The sequence below is a fragment of the Acidovorax sp. SRB_24 genome, assembly GCF_012931925.1.
In genome coordinates, this window is record NZ_MWOM01000001.1 from 112,636 (window position 1) to 133,713 (window position 21,078).

General features: G+C 68.2%; 24 protein-coding genes. 13 read left to right on the plus strand and 11 right to left on the minus strand.

Annotated elements, in window-relative coordinates:
- Positions 1-70: 70 nt before the first annotated feature.
- From mfd to B2J89_RS00495, 4 genes are all read left to right on the plus strand, one after another.
- A complete protein-coding gene (mfd, locus tag B2J89_RS00480; RefSeq protein ID WP_169167264.1) occupies positions 71-3,556 on the plus strand; it encodes a transcription-repair coupling factor in 3,486 nt (1,161 codons plus the stop codon).
- A 6-nt stretch (positions 3,557-3,562) separates the two neighbouring features.
- Positions 3,563-4,213 carry a hypothetical protein gene (locus B2J89_RS00485; RefSeq protein ID WP_169167265.1) on the plus strand — a complete coding sequence of 217 codons (651 nt, stop codon included), beginning with the start codon at positions 3,563-3,565 and terminating at the stop codon, positions 4,211-4,213.
- Between the two features lie 102 nt (positions 4,214-4,315).
- Positions 4,316-5,029, plus strand: coding sequence for a phosphoserine phosphatase SerB (gene serB / locus B2J89_RS00490; RefSeq protein ID WP_169167266.1), 714 nt, complete (start codon positions 4,316-4,318; stop codon positions 5,027-5,029).
- Positions 5,030-5,037: 8 nt separating this feature from the next.
- Positions 5,038-5,643 (plus strand): redoxin domain-containing protein, encoded by a 606-nt coding sequence (locus B2J89_RS00495; RefSeq protein WP_169167267.1) that lies wholly within the window; start codon positions 5,038-5,040, stop codon positions 5,641-5,643.
- A gap of 86 nt (positions 5,644-5,729) precedes the next feature.
- Here the strand turns inward: B2J89_RS00495 and B2J89_RS00500 are convergent, their stop codons facing one another.
- Complete coding sequence (locus B2J89_RS00500; protein ID WP_169167268.1) at positions 5,730-6,206, minus strand: Rrf2 family transcriptional regulator; 477 nt, start codon at positions 6,204-6,206, stop codon at positions 5,730-5,732.
- A 91-nt stretch (positions 6,207-6,297) separates the two neighbouring features.
- Between B2J89_RS00500 and ytfE the strand changes: the two genes are divergently transcribed.
- Both ytfE and B2J89_RS00510 read left to right on the plus strand, forming a co-directional pair.
- Positions 6,298-7,032, plus strand: a complete 735-nt coding sequence (ytfE, locus tag B2J89_RS00505) for an iron-sulfur cluster repair protein YtfE (RefSeq protein WP_205763644.1) — start codon at positions 6,298-6,300, stop codon at positions 7,030-7,032.
- Positions 7,023-7,439 (plus strand): group III truncated hemoglobin, encoded by a 417-nt coding sequence (locus B2J89_RS00510; protein ID WP_205763645.1) that lies wholly within the window; start codon positions 7,023-7,025, stop codon positions 7,437-7,439. Before ytfE ends, B2J89_RS00510 begins: the two co-directional genes overlap by 10 nt.
- Here the strand turns inward: B2J89_RS00510 and B2J89_RS00515 are convergent.
- Entirely contained in the window at positions 7,436-8,434 is a 999-nt protein-coding gene (locus B2J89_RS00515; protein ID WP_169167269.1) for an aldo/keto reductase, read from the minus strand. The genes B2J89_RS00510 and B2J89_RS00515 overlap by 4 nt on opposite strands.
- A gap of 220 nt (positions 8,435-8,654) precedes the next feature.
- Here B2J89_RS00515 and B2J89_RS00520 point away from each other — a divergent pair, with 220 nt between their 5' ends.
- On the plus strand, positions 8,655-9,440 hold the full coding sequence (locus tag B2J89_RS00520; RefSeq protein WP_169167270.1) for a MetQ/NlpA family ABC transporter substrate-binding protein: 786 nt from the start codon (positions 8,655-8,657) through the stop codon (positions 9,438-9,440).
- 222 nt (positions 9,441-9,662) lie between these two features.
- On the opposite strand, the gene B2J89_RS00525 is transcribed toward B2J89_RS00520, so the two are convergent.
- Positions 9,663-9,995, minus strand: a complete 333-nt coding sequence (locus B2J89_RS00525; protein ID WP_169167271.1) for a hypothetical protein — start codon at positions 9,993-9,995, stop codon at positions 9,663-9,665.
- A gap of 75 nt (positions 9,996-10,070) precedes the next feature.
- Between B2J89_RS00525 and B2J89_RS00530 the strand changes: the two genes are divergently transcribed.
- Complete coding sequence (locus B2J89_RS00530; protein WP_169167272.1) at positions 10,071-10,553, plus strand: helix-turn-helix domain-containing protein; 483 nt, start codon at positions 10,071-10,073, stop codon at positions 10,551-10,553.
- A 357-nt stretch (positions 10,554-10,910) separates the two neighbouring features.
- Entirely contained in the window at positions 10,911-11,714 is an 804-nt protein-coding gene (locus B2J89_RS00535) for a plasmid replication/partition related protein (protein WP_169167273.1), read from the plus strand.
- A 20-nt stretch (positions 11,715-11,734) separates the two neighbouring features.
- Here B2J89_RS00535 and B2J89_RS00540 read toward each other — a convergent pair whose 3' ends face one another.
- Complete coding sequence (locus B2J89_RS00540; RefSeq protein ID WP_169167274.1) at positions 11,735-12,379, minus strand: LysE/ArgO family amino acid transporter; 645 nt, start codon at positions 12,377-12,379, stop codon at positions 11,735-11,737.
- A gap of 68 nt (positions 12,380-12,447) precedes the next feature.
- On the opposite strand from B2J89_RS00540, the gene B2J89_RS00545 reads away from it, so the two are divergent.
- Both B2J89_RS00545 and B2J89_RS00550 read left to right on the plus strand, forming a co-directional pair.
- A complete protein-coding gene (locus B2J89_RS00545; protein WP_169167275.1) occupies positions 12,448-13,359 on the plus strand; it encodes an HTH-type transcriptional regulator ArgP in 912 nt (303 codons plus the stop codon).
- A gap of 325 nt (positions 13,360-13,684) precedes the next feature.
- Entirely contained in the window at positions 13,685-14,188 is a 504-nt protein-coding gene (locus tag B2J89_RS00550) for an ABC transporter substrate-binding protein (protein WP_169167276.1), read from the plus strand.
- Positions 14,189-14,219: 31 nt separating this feature from the next.
- Here B2J89_RS00550 and B2J89_RS00555 read toward each other — a convergent pair whose 3' ends face one another.
- From B2J89_RS00555 to B2J89_RS00565, 3 genes are read right to left on the minus strand one after another with little or no spacing between them, the layout of a single operon-like run.
- Complete coding sequence (locus B2J89_RS00555) at positions 14,220-14,459, minus strand: DUF3820 family protein (RefSeq protein ID WP_169167277.1); 240 nt, start codon at positions 14,457-14,459, stop codon at positions 14,220-14,222.
- On the minus strand, positions 14,459-14,818 hold the full coding sequence (locus B2J89_RS00560) for a translation initiation factor Sui1 (RefSeq protein ID WP_169167278.1): 360 nt from the start codon (positions 14,816-14,818) through the stop codon (positions 14,459-14,461). Before B2J89_RS00560 ends, B2J89_RS00555 begins: the two co-directional genes overlap by 1 nt.
- A 9-nt stretch (positions 14,819-14,827) precedes the next feature.
- Positions 14,828-15,277 carry a DUF2721 domain-containing protein gene (locus tag B2J89_RS00565; protein ID WP_169167279.1) on the minus strand — a complete coding sequence of 150 codons (450 nt, stop codon included), beginning with the start codon at positions 15,275-15,277 and terminating at the stop codon, positions 14,828-14,830.
- A 136-nt stretch (positions 15,278-15,413) separates the two neighbouring features.
- Here B2J89_RS00565 and B2J89_RS00570 point away from each other — a divergent pair, with 136 nt between their 5' ends.
- Positions 15,414-16,706: a DEAD/DEAH box helicase gene (locus B2J89_RS00570; protein ID WP_169167280.1), complete on the plus strand. Its 1,293-nt coding sequence runs from the start codon at positions 15,414-15,416 to the stop codon at positions 16,704-16,706.
- 22 nt (positions 16,707-16,728) lie between these two features.
- Here the strand turns inward: B2J89_RS00570 and B2J89_RS00575 are convergent, their stop codons facing one another.
- Positions 16,729-17,070: a DUF6172 family protein gene (locus tag B2J89_RS00575; RefSeq protein ID WP_169167281.1), complete on the minus strand. Its 342-nt coding sequence runs from the start codon at positions 17,068-17,070 to the stop codon at positions 16,729-16,731.
- A 119-nt stretch (positions 17,071-17,189) separates the two neighbouring features.
- Between B2J89_RS00575 and B2J89_RS00580 the strand changes: the two genes are divergently transcribed.
- Positions 17,190-17,861: a 3'-5' exonuclease gene (locus B2J89_RS00580; RefSeq protein ID WP_169167282.1), complete on the plus strand. Its 672-nt coding sequence runs from the start codon at positions 17,190-17,192 to the stop codon at positions 17,859-17,861.
- Here B2J89_RS00580 and ntrC read toward each other — a convergent pair.
- The 3 genes from ntrC to B2J89_RS00595 form a co-directional block, all read right to left on the minus strand.
- Positions 17,858-19,384: a nitrogen regulation protein NR(I) gene (ntrC, locus tag B2J89_RS00585; protein WP_169167283.1), complete on the minus strand. Its 1,527-nt coding sequence runs from the start codon at positions 19,382-19,384 to the stop codon at positions 17,858-17,860. The two genes, B2J89_RS00580 and ntrC, sit on opposite strands and share 4 nt — an antisense overlap.
- A gap of 35 nt (positions 19,385-19,419) precedes the next feature.
- The gene (glnL, locus tag B2J89_RS00590; protein WP_169167299.1) at positions 19,420-20,442 is read right to left on the minus strand and encodes a nitrogen regulation protein NR(II); all 1,023 of its coding nucleotides are present in this window, start codon (positions 20,440-20,442) and stop codon (positions 19,420-19,422) included.
- 66 nt (positions 20,443-20,508) lie between these two features.
- Positions 20,509-21,024: a hypothetical protein gene (locus tag B2J89_RS00595; protein ID WP_169167284.1), complete on the minus strand. Its 516-nt coding sequence runs from the start codon at positions 21,022-21,024 to the stop codon at positions 20,509-20,511.
- Positions 21,025-21,078: the final 54 nt, after the last annotated feature.

Genomic DNA, 21,078 nt, shown 5'->3' on the forward strand with positions numbered 1-21,078 from the left:
CTTCCCGCTTCGCCCGGCCTGTGCGCGTTTCGCGTCGCCGGGGTCGTGGCGCGGCCTTCTTCTTGAGCGCATGGACCTCCCCAAACTCACACCCGGCAAACGCTTCACCATGCCCCGCCCCGCCGGCAGCGCCGACGCCCTGCTGCTGGCCCGCCTGGGCGAGCGCGAGCAGGCGGCGCGGCGCACCACCGCCATCGTCACGGCCGACGCGGGCGATGCGCGGCGGCTCATCGACGAACTGGCATTTTTCGCGCCCGGCCTGCGCTGCGCGCTGTTTCCAGACTGGGAGACGCTGCCCTACGACACCTTCTCGCCGCACCAGGACCTGATCAGCGAGCGCCTGGCCGCGCTGTGGCGCATCAGCCAGAAAGACAAGGACACCGGCGCCGACGTGGTCATCGTGCCCGCCACCACGGCGCTGTACCGGCTCGCGCCGCCCGGCTTCCTGGCGGGCTACACCTTTGAATTCAAGGTCAAACAGAAGCTCGACGAGGCCAGGTTCCGTGCCCAGCTCACGCTGGCCGGCTACAGCCATGTCTCGCAGGTCGTCAGCCCCGGCGAATACGCCGTGCGCGGCGGCCTGATCGACCTGTTCCCGATGGGCTCGCCCGTGCCCTACCGCGTCGACCTGTTCGACGACGAGATCGACAGCATCCGCACCTTCGACCCCGACACGCAGCGCAGCCTCTACCCCGTGCCCGAGGTGCGCTTGCTGCCGGGGCGCGAGTTCCCGATGGACGATGCGGCGCGCACCAAATTCAGGAGCCGCTGGCGCGAACTGCTCGAAGGCGACCCGACCAAGAGCCGCATCTACAAGGACATGGGCGCGGGCGTGGCCACGGCCGGCATCGAGTACTACCTGCCGCTGTTCTTCGACGAGACCGCCACCGTGTTCGACTACCTCGGCCCCGACGCCACGGTGGTGCTGCACGGCGACCTCGAACCCGCGTTCCAGCGCTTCTGGCAGGACACCAAGGACCGCTACCGCCTGGTGCAGGGCGACCCCGAGCGCCCGGTGCTGCCGCCCGAGGCGCTGTTCCTGAGCGCCGACCAGTTCTACACCGAACTCAAGGCGCACGCCCAGCTGTCGGTGCGCGCGGGCGGCGACGGGGCCGCGGGCGACACGCAGGCGCAACCCCTGGGCGACCTGTCGGTGGCGCGCGGCGCCGACGAACCGCTGGCGCGCCTGCAGGCGCACCTCCGCGCGACACCGCAGCGCGTGCTGCTGCTGGCCGAGAGCGCCGGGCGGCGCGAGAGCCTGCTCGACTTCCTGCGCACGGGCGGCGTGCATCCGCCGACCTTTGAATCGCTGGCCGAATTCACGGCCAGCAGCGAAAAGCTGGGCATTGCCACGGGCGCGCTGGCGCAGGGCTTCTCGTGGCCGGCCCAGGGCATCGACTTCGTCACCGAGACCGAGCTGTTCGCCGCCGGCGCCACCACGCGCCGGCGCAAGAAGCAAGAGCAGGTCAGCGATGTCGAGGCGCTGATCAAGGACCTGGCCGAGCTCCAGGTGGGCGACCCGGTGGTGCACAGTGCGCACGGCATCGGCCGCTACCGCGGGCTCGTCAACATGGACCTGGGCGAGAAAAACCCCGACGGCACGCCCGCCGCGCAAGAGTTCCTGCACCTCGAATACGCGGGCCATGCGGTGCTGTACGTGCCCGTGAGCCAGCTGCAGCTGATCAGCCGCTACACCGGCGTCTCGCCCGACGACGCGCCGCTGCACAAGCTCGGCAGCGGCCAGTGGGAAAAGGCCAAGCGCCGCGCGGCCGAGCAGGTGCGCGACAGCGCCGCCGAGCTGCTCAACATCTATGCGCGCCGCGCCGCGCGCGCGGGCCACGCGTTCCGCTATTCGCCGCAGGACTACGAGCAGTTCGCCAACGACTTCGGCTTCGAAGAAACCGCCGACCAGAACGCCGCCATCCACGCCGTCATCCAGGACCTGATCAGCCCGCGCCCCATGGACCGCCTGGTCTGCGGCGACGTGGGCTTTGGCAAGACCGAGGTCGCGCTGCGCGCGGCCTTCGTCGCCGTGACGGGCGGCAAGCAGGTGGCGCTGCTCGCGCCCACCACGCTGCTGGCCGAGCAGCACTACCGCACGCTGGTCGACCGCTTCAGCAAGTGGCCGGTGAAGGTGGCCGAGGTCTCGCGCTTTCGCTCGGGCAAGGAGATCACGTCCGCCCTGCACGGCATTGCCGACGGCACGGTGGACATCGTGGTCGGCACGCACAAGCTGCTCAGCGAATCGACCAAGTTCCACAACCTGGGCCTGCTCATCATCGACGAAGAGCACCGCTTTGGCGTGCGCCACAAGGAGCAGATGAAGGCGCTGCGCGCCGAGGTGGACGTGCTCACGCTCACGGCGACGCCGATTCCGCGCACGCTGGGCATGGCGCTCGAAGGCCTGCGCGACCTGTCCGTGATCGCCACCGCGCCGCAGCGGCGCCTGGCGATCAAGACCTTTGTGCGCAGCGAAGGCACGGGCGTGATCCGCGAGGCCGTGCTGCGCGAATTGAAGCGCGGCGGCCAGGTGTACTTTCTGCACAACGAGGTCGAGACCATCGAGAACCGGCGCCAGAAGCTCGAAGAAATATTGCCCGAGGCGCGCATCGCAGTCGCCCACGGCCAGATGCCCGAGCGCGAGCTCGAAAAAGTGATGCGCGACTTTGTCGCCCAGCGCTTCAACCTGCTGCTGTGCTCGACCATCATCGAGACCGGCATCGACGTGCCCACGGCCAACACCATCGTCATGAGCCGGGCCGACAAGTTCGGCCTGGCGCAGCTGCACCAGCTGCGCGGGCGCGTCGGCCGCAGCCACCACCAAGCCTATGCCTATCTGATGGTGCCCGACGTGGAGAGCCTGACCAAGCAGGCCGCGCAGCGCCTGGACGCCATCCAGCAGATGGAGGAACTGGGCAGCGGCTTCTACCTCGCCATGCACGACCTGGAGATCCGCGGCGCCGGCGAGGTGCTGGGCGAGAGCCAGAGCGGCAACATGATGGAGATCGGCTTCCAGCTCTACAACGAGATGCTGTCCGAGGCCGTGCGCTGCCTCAAGGCCGGCCACGAGCCCGACCTGCTGGCGCCGCTGTCGGTCACCACCGACATCAACCTGCACGCCCCGGCCCTGCTGCCCGACGACTACTGCGGCGACGTGCACCTGCGCCTGTCGTTCTACAAAAAGCTCGCCACCGCGCGCACGCCCGAGCAGATCGACGCGCTGCTCGAAGAAATCGTCGACCGCTTCGGCAAGCTGCCCGCCCAGGCGCAGACGCTGATCGACGTGCACCGCCTGCGCGTGCTGTCCACGCCCTACGGCGTCATCAAGGTCGACGCCGCGCCGGGCGTGACCCACATCACCTTCAGGCCGCAGCCGCCGGTGGACCCGATGCGCATCATCGAACTGATCCAGAAGAACCGGCACATCAAGCTCGCCGGCAACGAGAAGCTGCGCATCGAGCGCGACCTGCCCGACCCGAAGGCGCGGGCGCAAATGGTGCGCGACGTGCTGCGCAGCCTGGGCCAGCCCCTGGTGCCGCAGCCGCTGGCGGCCTGAACCACCATGCTGCTCGAAGCCGCCCTGGCCAGCTTGGCACTTGCCGCGGCGCTCAGCACCCGGCCCTGGCGCCTGCTGGCCAGCCGCCAGGGCGCCGACGGCGGCCGCCGCGCGCCGCCGCTCCTGACGCCGCTGCTGGCCACGCTGGTGCTGCTGCCCTGGCTGTGGGCGCTGCCCGCGCTGCACGCCATGCCGCTGCAGCTGCAGTGGTCGGGCGCCTGCCTAGTGGTGCTGATGCTGGGCTGGCCGCTGGCCATGCCGGTGCTGCTGGCCGTGGGCGCGATCGCCTGGCTGCTCTCGCCGATGGGCTGGGAGCAGGCGCTCCTCACCGCCGTGTGGCAGGGGGTGGTGCCCGGCACGCTGGCGCTGCTGCTGGGCGCGCTGGTGCGGCGCCTGACGGGCGAGCACCTGTTCGTCTACGTGCTCGGGCGCGCCTTCATCGGCACTGCGGCCTGCGTGTTCGCCGCGGGCGTGCTGGCGCAGTGGTCGAGCCAGCCGCTGCCCGGCGTGGGCTCGGAGCTGTCGCTGGTCGCACGCTGGCTCATGGCCTGGGGCGACGGCATCGTCACCGGCATGCTGTGCGCCGTGTTCGTCGCCTTCAGGCCCGAATGGCTGGCCACCTGGTCGGACAAGCTGTACCTGCACGGACCGCCCTGAAATCGCCGGGCGCCGCACCCGGCACCATTTTTATAGTCCAATCGGCCTCCAGCGCTTGTCCACAAAGCGCCAACAGCTATCAAAAACAGAGTCACACATCCCATGCAAGCCACTGAATACGCCCCCGGCCTCGTTGTCCAAGGCCTCGCCACGCCCGCTCCCCAGCTCAGCGACTTCAAGCTGATTGCCTTCGACATGGACTCGACGCTCATCAACATCGAGTGCGTGGACGAGATCGCCGACGCCGCCGGCCGCAAGGCCGAGGTGGCGGCCATCACCGAGGCCGCCATGCAGGGCGTGATCACCGACTTCAAGGAAAGCCTGCGCCAGCGCGTGGCGCTGCTCAAGGGCGTGCCGGTGGAGCACCTCGAAGCCGTGTTCCACGAGCGGCTGCGCTTCAACCCCGGCGCCCAGGCGCTCATCGGCGCGGCCCGCGCGGCCGGCCTCAAGACGCTGCTGGTGTCGGGCGGATTCACGTTCTTTGCCGACCGCGTCAAGGCCGGCCTGGGCATCGACTTCGCGCGCTCCAACCAGCTCGAAATCGAGCACGGCGCGCTCACCGGTCGCATGATCGACCAATGCTGGGGCGACATCTGCGACGGCGCCGAGAAGCGCCGCACGCTGCTGGAAGTGGCCTCGCTGATGGGCATTGGCGCGCACCAGACCATTGCCGTGGGCGACGGCGCCAACGACCTGCCCATGATGGGCGCGTCCGGCCTGTCGGTGGCCTACCACGCCAAGCCCAAGGTGCGCACGCAGGCGCAGGTGGCCATCAACGAGGGCGGCCTGGACCGGCTGCTCGAAGTGCTGCGCTGAGCCGCCCCATGGCTTTGCAAGCGCGCGTGAAACGGGCCGCACAGGCCACAGGGCGCGCGCTGCAGCGCGCCGGCCAGGCGCTGCGCACGCGCTGGAAGCAGCACCTGGGCACGCTGGCCTTGGCGCTCGTGGTGCTGGCGGCCGTGGATGCCTGGCGCACGCGCGACCTGCCCCAGGGGCCGGCGCCCGACTTTGCCGTGGCCCTGTCGCCGACGGGCGAGACCACGCTGGCCCAGTGGCGCGCGCGCCACCCCGGCCAGGCCGTCGCGCTGCACTTCTGGGCCGAGTGGTGCCCCGTGTGCCGCATCGAGGAGCCCACCGTCGCGCAGCTGGCGCAGGACTGGCCCGTGCTGGGCGTGGCCATGCAGTCGGGCGATGCGGCGCGCGTGGCCCAGGTGCAGCGCCAGCGCGGCATGGCCTGGCCCACCGCCGTCGATCCGCAGGCCCAGATCGCGCGCGCCTGGGGCGTGCCGGCGGTGCCGGCTTTCGTAGTCATCGACGCCGCGGGCCAGGTGCGCTCTGCCACCGTGGGCTACACGCCCGGCTGGTCGATGCGGCTGCGGATGTGGTGGGCCCAGACGGTGCCGCGCTGGCGGTCGGCAGCGCCGGCTTAGAGATTTTTTTGATAGCTGCCAGCGCTTTCTGGCATTGGGCTAGAGGCTGTTTTGGCTTGAATATTGCAGCTCTGCTCAGAGCGCGCTCACACCAGATCGGGCAGTCCTGGCACCTGCCGCAGGCTGCGCGGCAGCGCCACCGTGGCGGTGGCCGACGGCTGCGCCAGCAGGTCGGCCAGCGTGACCCGGTCGAGCACCGTGAAAAAGCTCTGCATCGCCTCGCCCAGGATGCCTTGCAGGCGGCAGTGGCTGCTCAGGCGGCACTGGTTGCTCAGGGGGTCGAAGCATTCGACCAGGTGGAAGTCGGTCTCGGTGGCGCGCACCACGGCGCCCACATTGATCTCGTGCGCGGGCTTCATGAGCCGCATGCCGCCGCCGCGCCCGCGCGTCGTCTCCAGCAGGCCCTGGGCGGCCAGTTCCTGCACGATCTTGGTCAGGTGGCTGCGCGAAATGCTGTAGCTCTCTGCCACTTCACTGATGGTGACCGGATGGTCACGCCCCTCGGTGGCGGCGCAGTACATCAACACACGCAGGGTGTAGTCCGTCCATTGGGTCAGTCGCATGGTGTTGTCAGAGGTCAATAAAAGAGGAGTCCGGCATGAATTTTATCGAATAAAATATTCACATCAAATGCACCTTTAAAAGGATTCTGCCATGAACGCCCGCGTGCTCTCCTCCCCCGTCCCTGCCCTCAGCGCCGACCAGGCAATCGGGCAGATTGCCGTGCAGCTTCCCGGCGCCACCGCCGTGTTCCGCCGCCTCAAGCTCGATTTTTGCTGCGGCGGCCAGGTCAGCCTGGCGCAGGCCGCGGACGGCAAAGGACTGGACGCCGGCGCCGTGCTGGCCGAACTCGCCGCGCTGCAGCGCCCGAGCGAGCTGCCCGCCGTGACGGAGCCCGGCGCGCTGATCGACCACATCATCGCGCGCTACCATGAGGTGCACCGCGCCCAGTTGCCCGAGCTGATCCGCATGGCGCACCGCGTGGAGGCCGTGCACCGCGGCAACCCCCAGGTGCCGGCCGGCCTGGGCGCCCTGCTCGAAACCATCCAGGAAGAATTGCTCTCGCACATGCACAAGGAAGAAGCCATCCTGTTTCCCATGCTCAAGTCGGGCGGCAACCCGTTCGTCGGCCAGCCCATCGGCATGATGCGCGCCGAGCATGTGGACCACGGCGCCGCGCTCGACCAGCTCAACGCGCTCACCGACGACGCCACGCCCCCGGCCGGGGCCTGCAACACCTGGCGCGCGCTCTACGCCGGCATTGCCCAGCTGGGCAACGACCTGATCGACCACATCCACCTGGAAAACAACGTGCTGTTTCCGCAGTTCGAGGCCGCGCAGGCCACGGCGGCAGGCGGCTGTGGCTCTTCGGGGTGCGGATGCAGCTGAGCGACACCGCCCGGCGCGCCCCCAGCGCCGAGAGCCTGACCGCGCTGGTGCACGGCTTCTATGCCGACGTGCGCGCCGACGCGCTGCTCGGTCCCGTGTTTGAAGAAGCGCTGCGCGATCGCTGGGAGCCGCACCTGGCGCGCATGGTCGACTTCTGGAGCACGGTGGCGCTGGGCAGCAAGCGCTTCAGCGGCAACGTGTTCGCCAAGCACATGGCGTTGGAGGGCGTGACGCCCGCGCACTTTGCCGCCTGGGTGCGCCTGTGGGGCGAGCACACCGAGCGCCTGTTCGAGCCAGAGGTAGCGCGCGAGCTGCAGGCCACCGCGCACGGCATTGCGCGCAACCTGTTCCAGGGCTACTTCGGTACGCGCCCGGTGTTTGCGGCCGACGCGGCCGACCCGCGTTAAATGCGCGCCTCTGTCGGGTAGGCCGGATCGGTGTAGCCGGGCGTGGACGGGTGGCCCGGGTGCACCAGCGCGTCGACCAGGGCCTCGTCCTCGGCCGTCACCACATAGTCGAGCGCGGGCGCATAGTCCAGCCACTGCTGCAGCGTGCGCGGACCGGCGATGACGGAGCTGACGCTGCGGTGCGCCAGCACCCAGGCCGTGGCGAACTGTGCCAGGCCCACGCCGCGCGCCTCGGCATGGGCCTTGAGCTGCTGCGCGATCTGCAGCGACTCTTCGCGGAACTCGGTCTGGGTGATGCGCCGGTCGCCCCGGCCGGCGCGCGTGCCCTCGGCCGGCGGATGGCCCGGCAGGTACTTGCCCGTGAGCACGCCGCGCGCCACCGGGCTGTAGGGCGTCACGCCCAGGCCGTGGTGCGCGCAGGCGGGCAAAATTTCAACCTCGGGCATGCGGTTGAGCAGGTTGTAGTAGGGCTGGCACACCACCGGGCCGGGCATGCCGATCTGGCGCGCGAGGTGCACCATTTCGGCGATGCGCCAGGCGCGGAAGTTCGACACGCCCCAGTAGCGGATCTTGCCCGCGCGCAGCAGGCCGTCCAGCGCGCGCAGCGGCTCTTCGAGGTCCATGCCCAGGTAGTCGCGGTGCAAATAGAGGATGTCGATGTGCTCAGTCTGCAGGCGCTGCAGGCTGGCCTCGGCCTCGCGCAGCATCCAGGCGCGCGAATAGTGGCCCTCGTTCACGCGCTCGGACATGGCATTGCCGAGCTTGGTGGCCAGGACCCAGTCGTGGCGCTGGCCCTGCAGCAGGCTGCCGAGCATGCGCTCCGACGCGCCCTTGGTGTACACGTCGGCCGTGTCGATGTAGTTCACGCCCATGTCCTTGGCGCTCGCCACGATGGCGGCGGCCTCGGGCGCATCGGTCTGGTCGCCGAACATCATGGTGCCCAGGCACAGGGCAGAGACTTTCAGATTGCTTCGACCGAGGCGGCGGTATTGCATGGCGTGGTGGTGTGCAGGATGGGGGACGGGAATCATGGCACAGGCCCGCCACCGGCCAGGGGCGCCCGAAAAGCACCCATCCCAGGGTTTTTTCGGATTCACTTGGCGCGAAAAACCATCGGCTTTTCCACATGGCGCATATCGACATAGCGGAAAACCATTTAGCCGCCCCGCCCCGCCGGCCTAAACTCGCGCTTCACCGTACAGAAAGACCCCTGGAATGTTCAAGAAAACCCTGACCGCCCTCGCCATTGCCGCCGCCGCCCTGAGCGCGCAGGCCCAAGACGTCCTGAAGGTCGCCGCCACCGCCGTGCCGCACGCCGAGATCCTGAACTTCGTCAAGCCCCAGCTCAAGACCCAGGGCGTGGACCTGCAGGTGCGCGAGTTCAGCGACTACATCCAGCCCAACGCCGCCGTGGAAGACAAGCAGCTTGATGCCAACTTCTTCCAGCACCAGCCCTACCTCGACAGCTACAACAAGGACCGCAAGAGCAGCCTGGTGGCCGTACCCAATGGCAAGGTGCACGTGGAGCCCTTCGGCGCCTACTCCAAGAAGATCAAGAACGTGAAGGACCTCAAGGACGGCGCCCTGATCGCCATCCCCAACGACCCGTCGAACGCCGGCCGCGCGCTGCTGCTGCTGCAAAAGCAGGGCCTGATCGAGCTCAAGGACCCGAAGAACATCACGGCCACGCCGCTCGACATCGCCAAGAACCCCAAGAAGCTCAAGTTCCGCGAGCTCGAAGCCGCCCTGCTGCCGCGCGCGCTCGGCGACGTGGACCTGGCCCTGATCAACACCAACTACGCGATCGAGGCGAAGCTCAACCCCACCAAGGACGCGCTGTTCATCGAAGGCGCCGACTCGCCCTACACCAACATCGTTGCAGCCCGCGCCGACCGCGCCAACGACCCGGTGATCCAGAAACTGATGAACGCCCTGCACACGCCCGAGACGAAGAAGTTCATCCAGGAAAAGTACAAGGGCGCGGTCGTGCCGGCGTTCTAAGCCCACGCTGCCCCACAAATAAAAAAGCGCTGCCAAGCAGCGCTTTTTTCCATGGCCGAACCGCTAACGTGGCGCAAGTGAATACACCAACAGTGTTGAATCAAACAACCCGCCTGTTGGGATCGGCTGATCACTGATTGGCAGCTTCAGGCCAGAAGTTGTCAGCAAAATTCTTCCCGTCCAGACTGCATGCGATGGGAGCTGCGCAGGTTGTTGCGGACATCACAGCGCCTTCGCCGACGATGATTTGGGAGGGCCACTGCATCCACATGAGCTCGCGGTCTGCTGTTTGTTGCCAAAGACCGACGCTTCAGATGCGCAGGCCTTGCCAATTCGACGACGTCGAGCGACCCAAAGTCCAAGCGCTACTGCCAATGTGGCAACAACGCCGAGCACGGATGCCATGTAACCTTGATTGGCTGCTAGCCGCTCCCAGTCCAGCCCGATCAAACCCGCCACTGACAGACCTGACATGATGGGAATAAGTAGAGGCACAGCACAACACGCGGCACATGTACCGGCCAACGCGATGGTTGTGAGGAGGGGTTTTTTCATCGCGATTCCTTTTAAAGATCAGTTCAGATAGACTGACTCTAAAACCTCAAGTAACTTGAGATGCAAGGACTTCGTATGAATAACCCCTCCGCGCTGTTGACCATTGGGGCGCTTGCTCAGCGCACCGGGCTGAATGTTTCTGCGATTCGCTATTACGAGGAGGTGGGCCTCATTCCCGAAGCTACACGCCGTCCGAGCGGCCATCGGGTATATGGCGCTGAAGCGCAGGAACAGCTCACACTGATTCGGCACTGTCGTGACTTCGGGTTCTCGGTCGACGACACGAAAGCGTTGGTCTCGCTGGCAGCTAGCAACGACAAGGATTGCGTAGAGGCGCGCGAAATTGCCCAAGTTCACCTCGATACTGTGCGCGCCAAGCTGGCGGAATTGCTGGCTCTTGAGCGCAGCCTTAGCAAATTCGTTACTGCGTGCACTGAGCAATGCGTCGGAGGCCCCGCGCCGAAATGCACTATTCTGAAGGACCTGAGCTTGAGTGACTCCGCGCTGGAGGCCAAACAGGCCATTGACGCAAGCGCATCGAAACGTTGCTGCGGCTAGAAGCGAGAGGTGCATTGAGAGAGGCAGTATGGCTCCTGGAATCGTCAGCGCTCTTTCCGAACAGCGGCAGTGCACTCAGACGAGACATGGATTGACCAAACGCTGCGCATGCCACTGACCGCTTTGCGGCAGATACCGTGAAACCAATCGACTAACTCGGCCGACAGCAACCGCTGCAAACCGGGCCTTGATGAGAGCGTGCCATGGCACCGGAACGGGTCGATAGCAGCTCAATCATCTTCAGCGGTTCATCGATCACGAATAGGCATCACCGCCGGGGTGTCCTCAACAAGCGGTCGGGCGCCTACAATGCCGCCCCTTCCCCACTTCGCCCGCCCTGCCCCGCATTCCGCCCCCATGAACATCGTCGTCAACGAAGAACTCAAAGCCTATATCGACCCCCTCACCGCCGAGGAATACGAAGCGCTCGAGCGCAGCATCCTGGCCGAGGGCTGCCGCGACGCGCTGGTGCTGTGGGGCGAGGTGCTGGTGGATGGCCACAACCGCTACGGCATCTGCCAGAAGCACGGCCTGCCGTTCCAGACGGTGCAGAACACGCGGTTCCAGTCGATGGAAGACGTGCACCTGTGGATGATCGAGCAGCACCTGGGGCGCCGCAGCGTCTCGGACTTCCAGCGCGGCGTGCTGGCGCTGCGGCAGAAAGACATCGTGGCCGAGCGCCGCGCCCGGGCGCTGGCCGCCAGCAGCCCCGAGGCGGCCGCCGAGACGGCGCCCAGCGGCGATAGTGCCGCAGCCACCGCCCCGCCGACCAGCCGCGAAGCCATCGCCCGGGCCGCGCGCCTGAGCAGCAGCCAGGTGGTGATGATCGAGAAAATCCAGAAGCAGGCCGCGCCCGAGGTGGTGGCCGCCGTCCGGTCGGGCACCATTTCCATCAATGCGGCCGCCGCCGTGGCCAGCCTGCCGGCCGAAGAGCAGGTGGCCGCCGCCCACGCCGGCAAGGACGAGCTCAAGCAGGCCGCCAAGCGCGTGCGCGAAGCCAAGCGCAAACCCAAGCCGGCCGAGGACACGCAAGCGCCCCAGGAACATGCCGCCGCGCCCGATGCACTGCAGGCCCTGCAGCAGCGCGTGGCCGAACTGACGGCCGAAAACGAGGCCCTGCGCCAGCAGCTGCTCGAACTGCAGGCGCAGCTGGCCGGCTGACCCCGCACGCGGGCCGCTGCTCAGCCCGGCAGCGCCACCCCGGGCCACATCCACCCGGCCAGCGCCAGCATCATGGCGCCGGTGAGCGCATCGAGCGCGCGCCAGGCCAGGGGGTTGGCAAACACGCCCTGCAGCCGCCGCCCGGCCAGGGCCAGCGCCGCGAACCACACCAGGCTGGCCGACGCCGCACCGGCCACGAACACCCATTTGAGGGAGCCGTCCTGGCGCGCGCCGATCGAGCCGACCAGCACCACGGTGTCGAGGTAGACATGCGGGTTGGCCAGCGTGAGCACCGCCAGCGTGCCCAGCACCCCGAGCAGGCTGGGCTCGGCCATGCCGCCCGCGCTGGCGTCAACCTGAGCGTCGGGCGCGGCCCATACGCGCCACCACGCAAACAGGCCGTAGGACAGCAGGAACAGCGCGCCGCCCAGGCTCAGCCAATGCGCCAGCGCCGGCGAGCCGCCCAGCAGCTGCGCCATGCCGGCCACGCCGATGGCGATGAGCAGCGCGTCGCTCGCCACGCACCAGGCCACGCAGGCGCGCACATGCCGACCGCTCACCGCCTGGCGCAGCACATAGAGGTTTTGCGCCCCGATCGAGACGATGAGCGAGAGGCAGACGGTAAAGCCCGCGAGCCACGAAGAAGAAGCATTGGCAGTCCACATGCCAGCGATTTTGTGCGCGCATCAAATTAAGTAAAATTAATTTATCTGAACCAAACTTAGAAACTCTTATGTTTGACTATGCCGGACTCGAAGCCTTGGCCGCCGTGCTGCGCGAGGGCAGTTTCGAGCGCGCGGCGCGCAAGCTGCACCTCACGCCCTCGGCGGTGTCGCAACGCATCAAGCAGCTCGAAGAGCGTGCGGGCCAGGTGCTGGTGCTGCGCGGCACACCCTGCACCGGCACCGAGGCCGGGCAGCGCCTGTGCCTGCATGTCGAACAGGTGGCGCTGCTCGAGAACGAGCTGCGCCGCGCCAATCCCGCCCTGCTGCAGGGCGGCCATGCCACCGCGCCCACGCTCAAACTGGCGGTCAATGCCGACTCGCTCTCGACCTGGTTCATGGACGCCATGGCGGCCTTCACGGCCGGAGGCAACGAGCTGCTCGACATCCGCATCGACGACCAGGAGCACACCGCCCAGCGCATCAAGGAGGGCGACGTGCTGGCCGCCGTGACGGCCAGCGGCGCCAGCATTGCCGGCTGCAACACCTGGCCGCTGGGCTCGGTGCGCTATGTGGCAGCGGCCAGCCCGGCCTTTGTGGCGCAGCACCTCGGTGCGGGCGTCACCCCCGAAGCCATGGCCCACGCCCCCATGATGACCTTCGACCGCAAGGACCGCCTGCAGGAGCAGTGGCTGCAGCAGCAAGGCCTGGCCGCGCGCCGCCACCCGCCCAAGCACTTTCTGCCCTCGAATGATGGCTTTGTGCGCGGCTGCGAAGCCGGCATGGGCTGGGGCATGCACCCCACGGCGCTGATCCAGCGCCAACTGGATGCCGGCACACTGGTCGAGCTGCTGCCCGGCACCGGCATGGACATGCCCTTGTACTGGGTGCACGCGCGCAGCGTACAGGCCGGCCTGGAGCGCCTGACCCAGTGCGTGGTGGCGGCCGCGCGCGCATGGCTGCCGCCCGGCGAACCCGGTTGAAGCGATGCGACGAAGTATCAAAAAAGAGAGCTGCTTGGGCAATATGGGCAAGCGTTTTGAGCACTTTTTACCCATATTCTGATGCGGCGGCACCATGCACCGCCACGGACGTAAAGGCTGGCGCACCGGCACATGGATGCTTTCAATTCCATAGCTGCAAGCGCTTGCTGGTATTGAGTTTGCGTACAAAAACCCCCAATACAATGGCGTGCAACCGAGCCTGCACCCGGCGCGGTTGGTCGTACACCCCCGCTTGCAAGCGCGCCACGGGCCCCCATGTAGGCCGCAGCGCCAGACCGGTCCCGGTCTGGCCACCGCACAGCCTATGGCTGCGTGGTCATTCCCCACCTTTGACAAAGAATCTGCCTTGAACCCCTCGTTTCGCACCTCCGCCACCGTGATCACCCTGACCATCGCCGCACTGGCGGCCCCCTCGCTGGTCCATGCCAAGCGCATGGGCAGCGGCGGCCGCTCCGTGGCGCCGGCCCGCATCGGCAAGGCGCCGGCCGCGCCGGTGGCCCCTGCGGCCAAAGCACCTGCTCCCGTGGCCGCCCCTGCAGCAGCGCCGGCAGCCGCTGCCTCCACCGCGGCGCCTGCCGCTGCAGCCGCACCAGCCCGTGGCCCCGGCCTGATGGGCACCATGGGCGCAGCCGCCGTGGGCGCCGTCGCCGGCTCCATGGCCGGCAACGCCCTGGCCGGTGGCACAGCCAGCGACAAGGACGCCAAAGCCAAGGAAGCCGAAGCGGCCGAGAAGGAAGCCAAGGAGCTGCAGCGCAAGGCCGATGAAGCCAAGGCCAAGGTCGAGGCGGCGCGCGCAGCGGCCAAATAAAGGAAAAATTCGGGCGCGCCGGGCCCGACCCTTACTCCTGCGCGCGCGGCGCCAACCCGGCGGCGGCGCGCAGGGGTTCGAGCAGTTCCGACAGGCCGTTGTGGTCGATCTCGTGCATCAGCGCCAGCAGGCGCCCGATGTCGCCGCGCGGGAAGCCGGTCCGCGCAAACCAGTTCAGGTAGTTGCCGGGCAGATCGGCAATGACCCGGCCCTGGTATTTGCCATAGGGCATGGTCACCGTCACCAGGCGCTGCAGCTGGTCCGGATCCATCAGCCGCCCGCGCGCTTGACCCGGTGGCCAAGCTTCTTCAGGGCCTCCAGGACGCGCTCCACATGGTCGCCCTGCACTTCGATCACCCCGTCCTTGACGGTGCCGCCGCTGCCGCACGCGGCCTTGAGCTGCTTGCCCAGCTGCACCAGCCCGGCTTCATCGAGCGGCACCCCCTTGACCAGCGTGACCGCCTTGCCGCCGCGCCCCTTGGTTTCGCGCGAGACGCGCACGGTGCCGTCGCCCGCAGGCACCGGCTTGGCCGCCTTGCACAGGCACTGCGCCACGGGCTGGCGGCAGGCCGGGCACATGCGCCCCGCTTCGGTGGAATAGACGAGCCCGCCGAGGTCACTCAAACGCATGGCCGCCTTTCACTTCTTCAGCATGTGGAAATTCAAGAGGCGAGTCGCCAGTACGGTCTCGACCATGAAGCACAGCAGCGCCAGCACGAACGACACCACGCCGGCCAGAAAGCCCGTCACCGCCAGGCGCACGGCCTCCAGGCCCATGGTTTCGCCCAGGAACAGCAGGATGATGGTCAGCCCGATGAGCACCGCGCACAACGTCAGCAGGCCGATGCTGCCGTTGGCAATGCGCCCGCGCAGGCGCAGCTGCCCCAGCTCGGTGTAGGCGCGCTGCACGAAGTCCTCGTCTTTCGAGACGCGGGCACGCTCTTCGACCGTGCGCGCGCGGTCGATGATGCGCGCCAGGCGCCCGGCCACTGCGCCGATCATGCCGGCCACGGCAGTGAGCAAGAACACGGGCGCCACGGCCAGCTGAATGCCGTGGGTGATGTTGGTCGAGTCGAAGGCAAAGTTCATGGCGTAGGTGCAGGAGGGCTGGGGGCGAGCGCAATGGGGAGCGATTATCGGGCAGCACTGCGCCGTGGCGCACAATCCCGGCTTAGCGACCGCAGGCCCCGCGCCTCCGGTCTGAACCCTTTTTGCGCCACATTCCATGCCTTTTGCTTCCCTCGGCCTTTCCCCGGCCCTCGCCCGCGCTGCCAGCGACCTGGGCTTTGCCGCGCCCACGCCCATCCAGGCGCAGGCCATTCCGGCCATCCTGCGCGGCGCCGATGTCTGGGCCTCGGCCCAGACCGGCTCGGGCAAGACCGCCGCTTTTGCCCTGCCCGCGCTGCAACAGCACCAGGATGTGATGCTGGCCCAGCAGCGCCCCGGCGGCGCGCGCCGCATCCACACCCTCGTCGTCGTGCCCACGCGTGAGCTGGCCGCACAGGTCGGCGAGGTGCTGCGCAGCCTGGGCCAGCACCTGGCGCAGCCGCCCAAGGTGGCCGTGGTGTTCGGGGGCGTGTCGATCAACCCGCAGATGATGGCGCTGCGCGGCGGTGCCGACATGGTGGTGGCCACGCCGGGGCGCCTGCTCGATCTGGTCGAGCACAACGCGCTCAAGCTCGCCAGCGTGCAGCTTCTGGTGCTCGACGAGGCCGACCACCTGCTCGACCTGGGCTTTGCCGACGAATTGAACCGCGTGCTGGCGCTGCTGCCCGCGCGGCGGCAGAACCTGTTCTTCTCGGCCACCTTTCCCGACAGCGTGCAGGCGCTGGCCGCAGGCCTGCTGCGCGAGCCGGTGCGCATCGAGGCGGCGCCCACCGACGCGGGCGAAGGCGGCGCAGCCACCATCTTGCAGCGCGCCATTGCCGTGGACAGCAACCGGCGCACGCAGCTGCTGTTGCAGCTGATCCAGCAGGAGGGCTGGGAGCGTGTGCTGGTGTTCGTGGCCACCAAATACACCGCCGAGCATGTGGCCGAGAAGCTCTACCGCGCGAAGGTCTTTGCCACGCCGTTCCACGGCGACCTGGGCCAGGGCGCGCGCGCGCAGGTGCTCGACGAATTCAAGGCCGACCGCTGGCAGGTGGTGGTGACCACCGACCTGGCCGCGCGCGGCATCGACATCGCGCAGCTGCCCGTGGTGGTGAACTACGACCTGCCACGCTCGGCGGTCGACTACGTCCACCGCATTGGCCGCACCGGGCGCGCGGGCGAAAACGGCCTGGCGGTGAGCTTTGTCATGCCCGCCAGCGAGGCGCACTGGCATTTGATTGAAAAGCGCCAGGGCCTGAGCCTGCCGCTGGAGCAGGTGGCGGGTTTCGAGCCGACCGAGGTGGCGCCGCCGCCCGCCAGCGGCGCTGGCGGCGTGAAAGGACTGCGCCCCAGCAAGAAGGACAAGCTGCGTGCGGCCCAGGCGGCCGCCGCAGCCAGCACGCCGGGCGACCCCGCTACCAACGAATGAACGCAGGCGGGCGCCGCCCGCCTCAATCGCCCGTGAAGGGCGCGGCCGTGGGCGGCTCGGCGACCGCGCCGTCTGCGGGCGGCGGCGCCTTGCGGTGGCCGTGGCAGGCCAGAATTTCCATGTAGAACTGCGTGCCCCCGTCTTTGGCCAGAGCATCGACCAGGCCGATCAGCTCGCCCACGCGCGCCGGCACCGCCGCCTCCTGGGTGGGGCCGAATTTGCAATCAAAGTCCCAGTAGTCAACGCCCTCGGGCAGCGCACGGCTGCGTTCGCGCTTGAGGTATTTGCGGATTTCGTGCTTGGTGGCATCGAGCACGCGGTCGGGGTTTTTGCCTTCGGGGCGGAGCTGGAATGTTTTGCGCATGGAAAGTGTCCTTCAGTGCAGAGAAATCGCCCTGGGTGGACGCGGTAGGGGCGTGATGATACGGCGCTCCGCTTGCCCCCAGGCCGCGCGCGTTATCCTGGGGCAGAACTTGGACCTTTATGCACACCACCCACCCCACCCCCAGCAAGGAGCAGATCGCGCTGCTCGCCCCGTTCGAGCGCCTGGGCCTTGACCGCATCGATCTGGTGGCCACGCCCGGGCAGGCCGAAAAAGCCTGCGCCGCACTGCGGGCTGCGCCGGTGTGGGGCTTTGACACCGAATCCAAGCCAACCTTCGTGAAAGACCAGGCCTCCGACGGCCCGCACATCGTGCAGCTTGCCACGCTGGAGCGCGCCTGGGTGTTCCAGCTGCACGACCCCGACTGCCGCGCGCTGGTGGCCGGCTTGCTGGCGCAGCCCGGCGTGACCAAGGCCGGCTTTGGCCTGGGCGACGACCGCCGGCGCATCAGCGCCAAACTGGGCGTGGAACCGGCCGACGTGCTGGAGCTCAACACGGTGTTCCGCCAGCGCGGCTACCGCAAGGACATGGGCGTCAAGGGCGCGGTGGCGGTGCTGTTCCAGCAGCGCTTCCTGAAGTCAAAAAAGGCCGCCACCTCGAACTGGGCCAACCCGCGCCTGACCGAATCACAATTGCTGTATGCCGCCAACGACGCATGGGCAGCAGCGCGCGTGTTCGAGGCGCTGGGGCTCTCGGGCCAGCGTGGGGCCACCGTCGCCGGCCCCCAAGCGCACAACGGCGCTCGCCCTGCGCCCGCATCCGTGCCGTCCTAGGGCGCGGTCTTGTCCTCGTCGTCCACCGCCAGGCCCAATTCCTGGATCTTGCGCGTGATGGTGTTGCGCCCGATGCCCAGGCGCTGCGCGGCCTCCATCCGCCGACCCTGTGTGGCCGCCAGCGCGCTGCGGATCAGGCAGGACTCGAAACGGCGCGCCAGCACATCCCACACGGCGCCGGGCGCGCTGTCCAGCAGCGCCTGCGCTTCGCTGGCGAGGGTCTCCTCCCAGCCCTCCTCGCTGGCGGTCAGCACCTGCGGCGCGGCCTGCAGGGGCTCGGCGGGGCGCTCGGGCGGCGCCGCCGCAGCGACCGGCACGGCCGCGCTCTGCCCAGGCAGCGCGGGGACGGCCGCCAGCACCTCGGGCGGCAGGTCCTGTTCGGAGACTACTTGGGCGGGCGCCATCACCGTGAGCCAATGACAGATGTTTTCCAGCTGGCGCACATTGCCCGGGTAGCCGAACTGCGCCAGCCGCGCCAGTGCGGCTTCGGTCATGCGCTTGGGCTCCACGCCAAGCTGGCGCGCGCTTTGGAGCAGGAAATGGCGCGCGAGCATGGGCACGTCCTCGCGGCGCTCGCGCAGCGCCGGCAGGCGCAGGCGAATGACGTTGAGGCGGTGGTACAGGTCTTCGCGAAACGCCCCGTTCTTGACGCGCTGCTCCAGGTCCTGGTGGGTGGCGGCAATCACGCGCACATGGGCCTTGACGGCGCTGTGCCCGCCGACGCGGTAGAAGTGCCCGTCCGAGAGCACGCGCAGCAGGCGCGTCTGCAGGTCGAACGGCATGTCGCCGATTTCGTCCAGAAACAAGGTGCCGCCCTCGGCCTGCTCGAAGCGACCGCGGCGCTGGGTCTGGGCTCCGGTGAAGGCGCCGCGCTCATGGCCGAACAGCTCGGACTCGAGCAGATCCTTCGGGATGGCGGCGGTGTTGATCGCCACGAACGGTCCCCCCGCAACCGGCGAGTGCTTGTGCAGCGCGCGCGCCACCAGCTCCTTGCCCGAGCCCGATTCGCCCGTGATCAGCACCGTGACCTGGCTCTGGCTCAGGCGCCCGATGGCACGGAACACGTCCTGCATGGCGCTTGCCTGACCGAGCATTTCGGGGGCAGCCTCCTGGCTGTCCTGGGCCACGTCCTCGCGCTGGCTTTCCTGCACGGCGCGGCGGATCAGCTCCACCGCCTTGGGCACGTCAAACGGCTTGGGCAGGTATTCAAAGGCGCCGCGCTGGAAGGCCGACACGGCGCTGTCCAGATCGGAGTACGCGGTCATGATGATGACCGGCAGGCCGGGCTGCAGCGCATGCACCTTTTCGAGCAGTTGCAAGCCCGAGCCGCCGGGCATGCGGATGTCGCTCACCAGCACCTGCGGGCCCGGCAGGGCGGCCTCGCCGGTGCCCACCTCGGCCAGGGCGTCGAGCACTTCGCGGGAGTGGCTGAAGCTGCGCGTGGGCAGGTTTTCACGCGCCAGCGCCTTCTCGAGCACGAAGCGGATTGAGGGGTCGTCATCGGCTATCCAGATCGGCTTCATGGCGGAGTTTCTCGCGGGTGGCTACTAGGCCGGTCTCAGGGCAAGGGGATCAGGATGCGAAAGTCGGTGCGCCCGGGCGTGCTGTCGCATTCGATCATTCCGTGGTGGCGCTGCACAAAGGTTTGCGCCAGCGTCAGCCCCAGGCCCGAGCCTCCGTCCCGGCCCGAGACCAGGGGGTAAAAAATGCGCTCCCGGAGGGCTTCGGGCACGCCGGGTCCGTTGTCGATGACATGCAATTCCAATGCCAGCCTGTGGCGCTCGCGCCCCAGCGTGATCTGCCGGGCCACGCGCGTGCGCAGCGTGATGCAGGCATCGCCCTGCGCCATGCGCTGCGCCAGTGCCTGGGCCGCGTTCTGCACCACATTGAGCAGCGCCTGGATGAGCTGCGCGCGGTCGCCGCGAAACTCGGGGATGGAAATGTCGTAGTCCTGCTCTATGCGCAGGCCTTGCGGGTGCTCGGCCAGGACCAGCGAACGCACGCGCTCGCACACCTCGTGGATGTTGACGTCGCCCACTTCGTGCGGGTGGCGGTGCGGCGCCAGCAGCCGGTCGACCAGGCTTTGCAGGCGGTCGGCCTCGTGGATGATGACCTGGGTGTATTCGGCCAGGTCGGGGCTTGCCAGCTCCATCTCCAGCAGCTGCGCCGCGCCACGGATGCCGCCCAGCGGGTTCTTGATTTCGTGGGCCAGGTTGCGGATCAGCTCCTTGTGCGCCTGCGCCTGCTCGCGCAGGCGCTCCTCGCGGTCCTGGCGCGCCTGCTGCTCCAGTGGCCACAGCTCCACCAGCACTTCGCCGGGCAGCTCGGCCTCCGCCACGCTTACGTGCACGGGCACGGCCTCGTGGTGCAGGCGCTTGAGGCCCCCTTCAAACCGCAGCGCGGCAAAATCGTGGCTGCGCGCGCCCTCCAGCGCCGTCTGCAGCAGTGCCGGGTCGGTGAAAAATTGGGCGAAGTCCACGCCTTCGATCGTGCGCCGGGACAGGCCGAGCACGTTCTCCAGCGCCGCGTTGGCAAACAGCACGGCCCCGTCGGAGCGCAGTACCGCCACCAGCAAGGACAGCAGGTCCAGCGGCTGAAAGCGGCCGGACGGGGGGTGTTCAGCGCCTGCTCTCACCCGCTTGTTCGCTTATCTGCTGCTGGCCGGACCCAGGCGACCGAGTTCGCGCCGGATGCCGGCAACGTCGCTCTCGGTCCGGGCCAGGTGGGCCTTGATCTCGGCCGTTCGCTCCATGTAGCGCTGGGGATTGCGCAGATCCAGCGCATTGCGCTCGGGCTCGCCGTTGTTGTATTCCTTCCTCAGCTCGGCCAGGCGGGTCTCCGCCTTGCGCAACTCGGACTCCAGGATGGCCCGTGCATCAGCATCGCGGGCGCGCTGGTCGCTGTTGTCGACGCGCGGTGCGCTGGGGGGAGACGCCGAGGCCGCTGCGCCGGGCGCCTGTGCGGCGGGCGCATTCGGGCGCGCACCTTGCAGCACGGTCACATTGCCGCCTTCGACCAGTTTGCAGCCGCGCTCCTTGGCCTGGTTGGCGTTGTTGGTGTATTCGTTGCCGCAGCGGTAGATGCGGTCTTGCGCCCAGGCGGACGGCACCAGAACGGCAACCGCCAGCCAGGGCAACAGCAATGTAGAAAAGGGACGTTTCATCAGGGTTCCTCGCATCGGACGTGCAGGCTTGTCTCTGAGTATCCCCCAAACCTC

Bases quoted from the DNA above. Each gene is read 5' to 3' on its own strand.
- B2J89_RS00565 (WP_169167279.1), bottom strand. From the start codon at position 15,277: ATGAACTTTGCCTTCGACTCGACCAACATCACCCACGGCATTCAGCTG.
- B2J89_RS00595 (WP_169167284.1), bottom strand. From the start codon at position 21,024: ATGAAACGTCCCTTTTCTACATTGCTGTTGCCCTGGCTGGCGGTTGCC.
- ntrC (WP_169167283.1), bottom strand. From the start codon at position 19,384: ATGAAGCCGATCTGGATAGCCGATGACGACCCCTCAATCCGCTTCGTG.
- ytfE (WP_205763644.1), top strand. From the start codon at position 6,298: ATGAACGCCCGCGTGCTCTCCTCCCCCGTCCCTGCCCTCAGCGCCGAC.
- B2J89_RS00530 (WP_169167272.1), top strand. From the start codon at position 10,071: ATGAATAACCCCTCCGCGCTGTTGACCATTGGGGCGCTTGCTCAGCGC.
- B2J89_RS00500 (WP_169167268.1), bottom strand. From the start codon at position 6,206: ATGCGACTGACCCAATGGACGGACTACACCCTGCGTGTGTTGATGTAC.
- B2J89_RS00550 (WP_169167276.1), top strand. From the start codon at position 13,685: ATGGCTGCGTGGTCATTCCCCACCTTTGACAAAGAATCTGCCTTGAAC.
- B2J89_RS00520 (WP_169167270.1), top strand. From the start codon at position 8,655: ATGTTCAAGAAAACCCTGACCGCCCTCGCCATTGCCGCCGCCGCCCTG.
- B2J89_RS00525 (WP_169167271.1), bottom strand. From the start codon at position 9,995: ATGAAAAAACCCCTCCTCACAACCATCGCGTTGGCCGGTACATGTGCC.
- B2J89_RS00575 (WP_169167281.1), bottom strand. From the start codon at position 17,070: ATGCGCAAAACATTCCAGCTCCGCCCCGAAGGCAAAAACCCCGACCGC.
- B2J89_RS00510 (WP_205763645.1), top strand. From the start codon at position 7,023: ATGCAGCTGAGCGACACCGCCCGGCGCGCCCCCAGCGCCGAGAGCCTG.
- B2J89_RS00555 (WP_169167277.1), bottom strand. From the start codon at position 14,459: ATGGATCCGGACCAGCTGCAGCGCCTGGTGACGGTGACCATGCCCTAT.
- B2J89_RS00580 (WP_169167282.1), top strand. From the start codon at position 17,190: ATGCACACCACCCACCCCACCCCCAGCAAGGAGCAGATCGCGCTGCTC.
- B2J89_RS00570 (WP_169167280.1), top strand. From the start codon at position 15,414: ATGCCTTTTGCTTCCCTCGGCCTTTCCCCGGCCCTCGCCCGCGCTGCC.
- B2J89_RS00540 (WP_169167274.1), bottom strand. From the start codon at position 12,379: ATGTGGACTGCCAATGCTTCTTCTTCGTGGCTCGCGGGCTTTACCGTC.
- B2J89_RS00515 (WP_169167269.1), bottom strand. From the start codon at position 8,434: ATGCAATACCGCCGCCTCGGTCGAAGCAATCTGAAAGTCTCTGCCCTG.
- B2J89_RS00485 (WP_169167265.1), top strand. From the start codon at position 3,563: ATGCTGCTCGAAGCCGCCCTGGCCAGCTTGGCACTTGCCGCGGCGCTC.
- B2J89_RS00495 (WP_169167267.1), top strand. From the start codon at position 5,038: ATGGCTTTGCAAGCGCGCGTGAAACGGGCCGCACAGGCCACAGGGCGC.
- mfd (WP_169167264.1), top strand. From the start codon at position 71: ATGGACCTCCCCAAACTCACACCCGGCAAACGCTTCACCATGCCCCGC.
- B2J89_RS00535 (WP_169167273.1), top strand. From the start codon at position 10,911: ATGAACATCGTCGTCAACGAAGAACTCAAAGCCTATATCGACCCCCTC.
- serB (WP_169167266.1), top strand. From the start codon at position 4,316: ATGCAAGCCACTGAATACGCCCCCGGCCTCGTTGTCCAAGGCCTCGCC.
- B2J89_RS00560 (WP_169167278.1), bottom strand. From the start codon at position 14,818: ATGCGTTTGAGTGACCTCGGCGGGCTCGTCTATTCCACCGAAGCGGGG.
- B2J89_RS00545 (WP_169167275.1), top strand. From the start codon at position 12,448: ATGTTTGACTATGCCGGACTCGAAGCCTTGGCCGCCGTGCTGCGCGAG.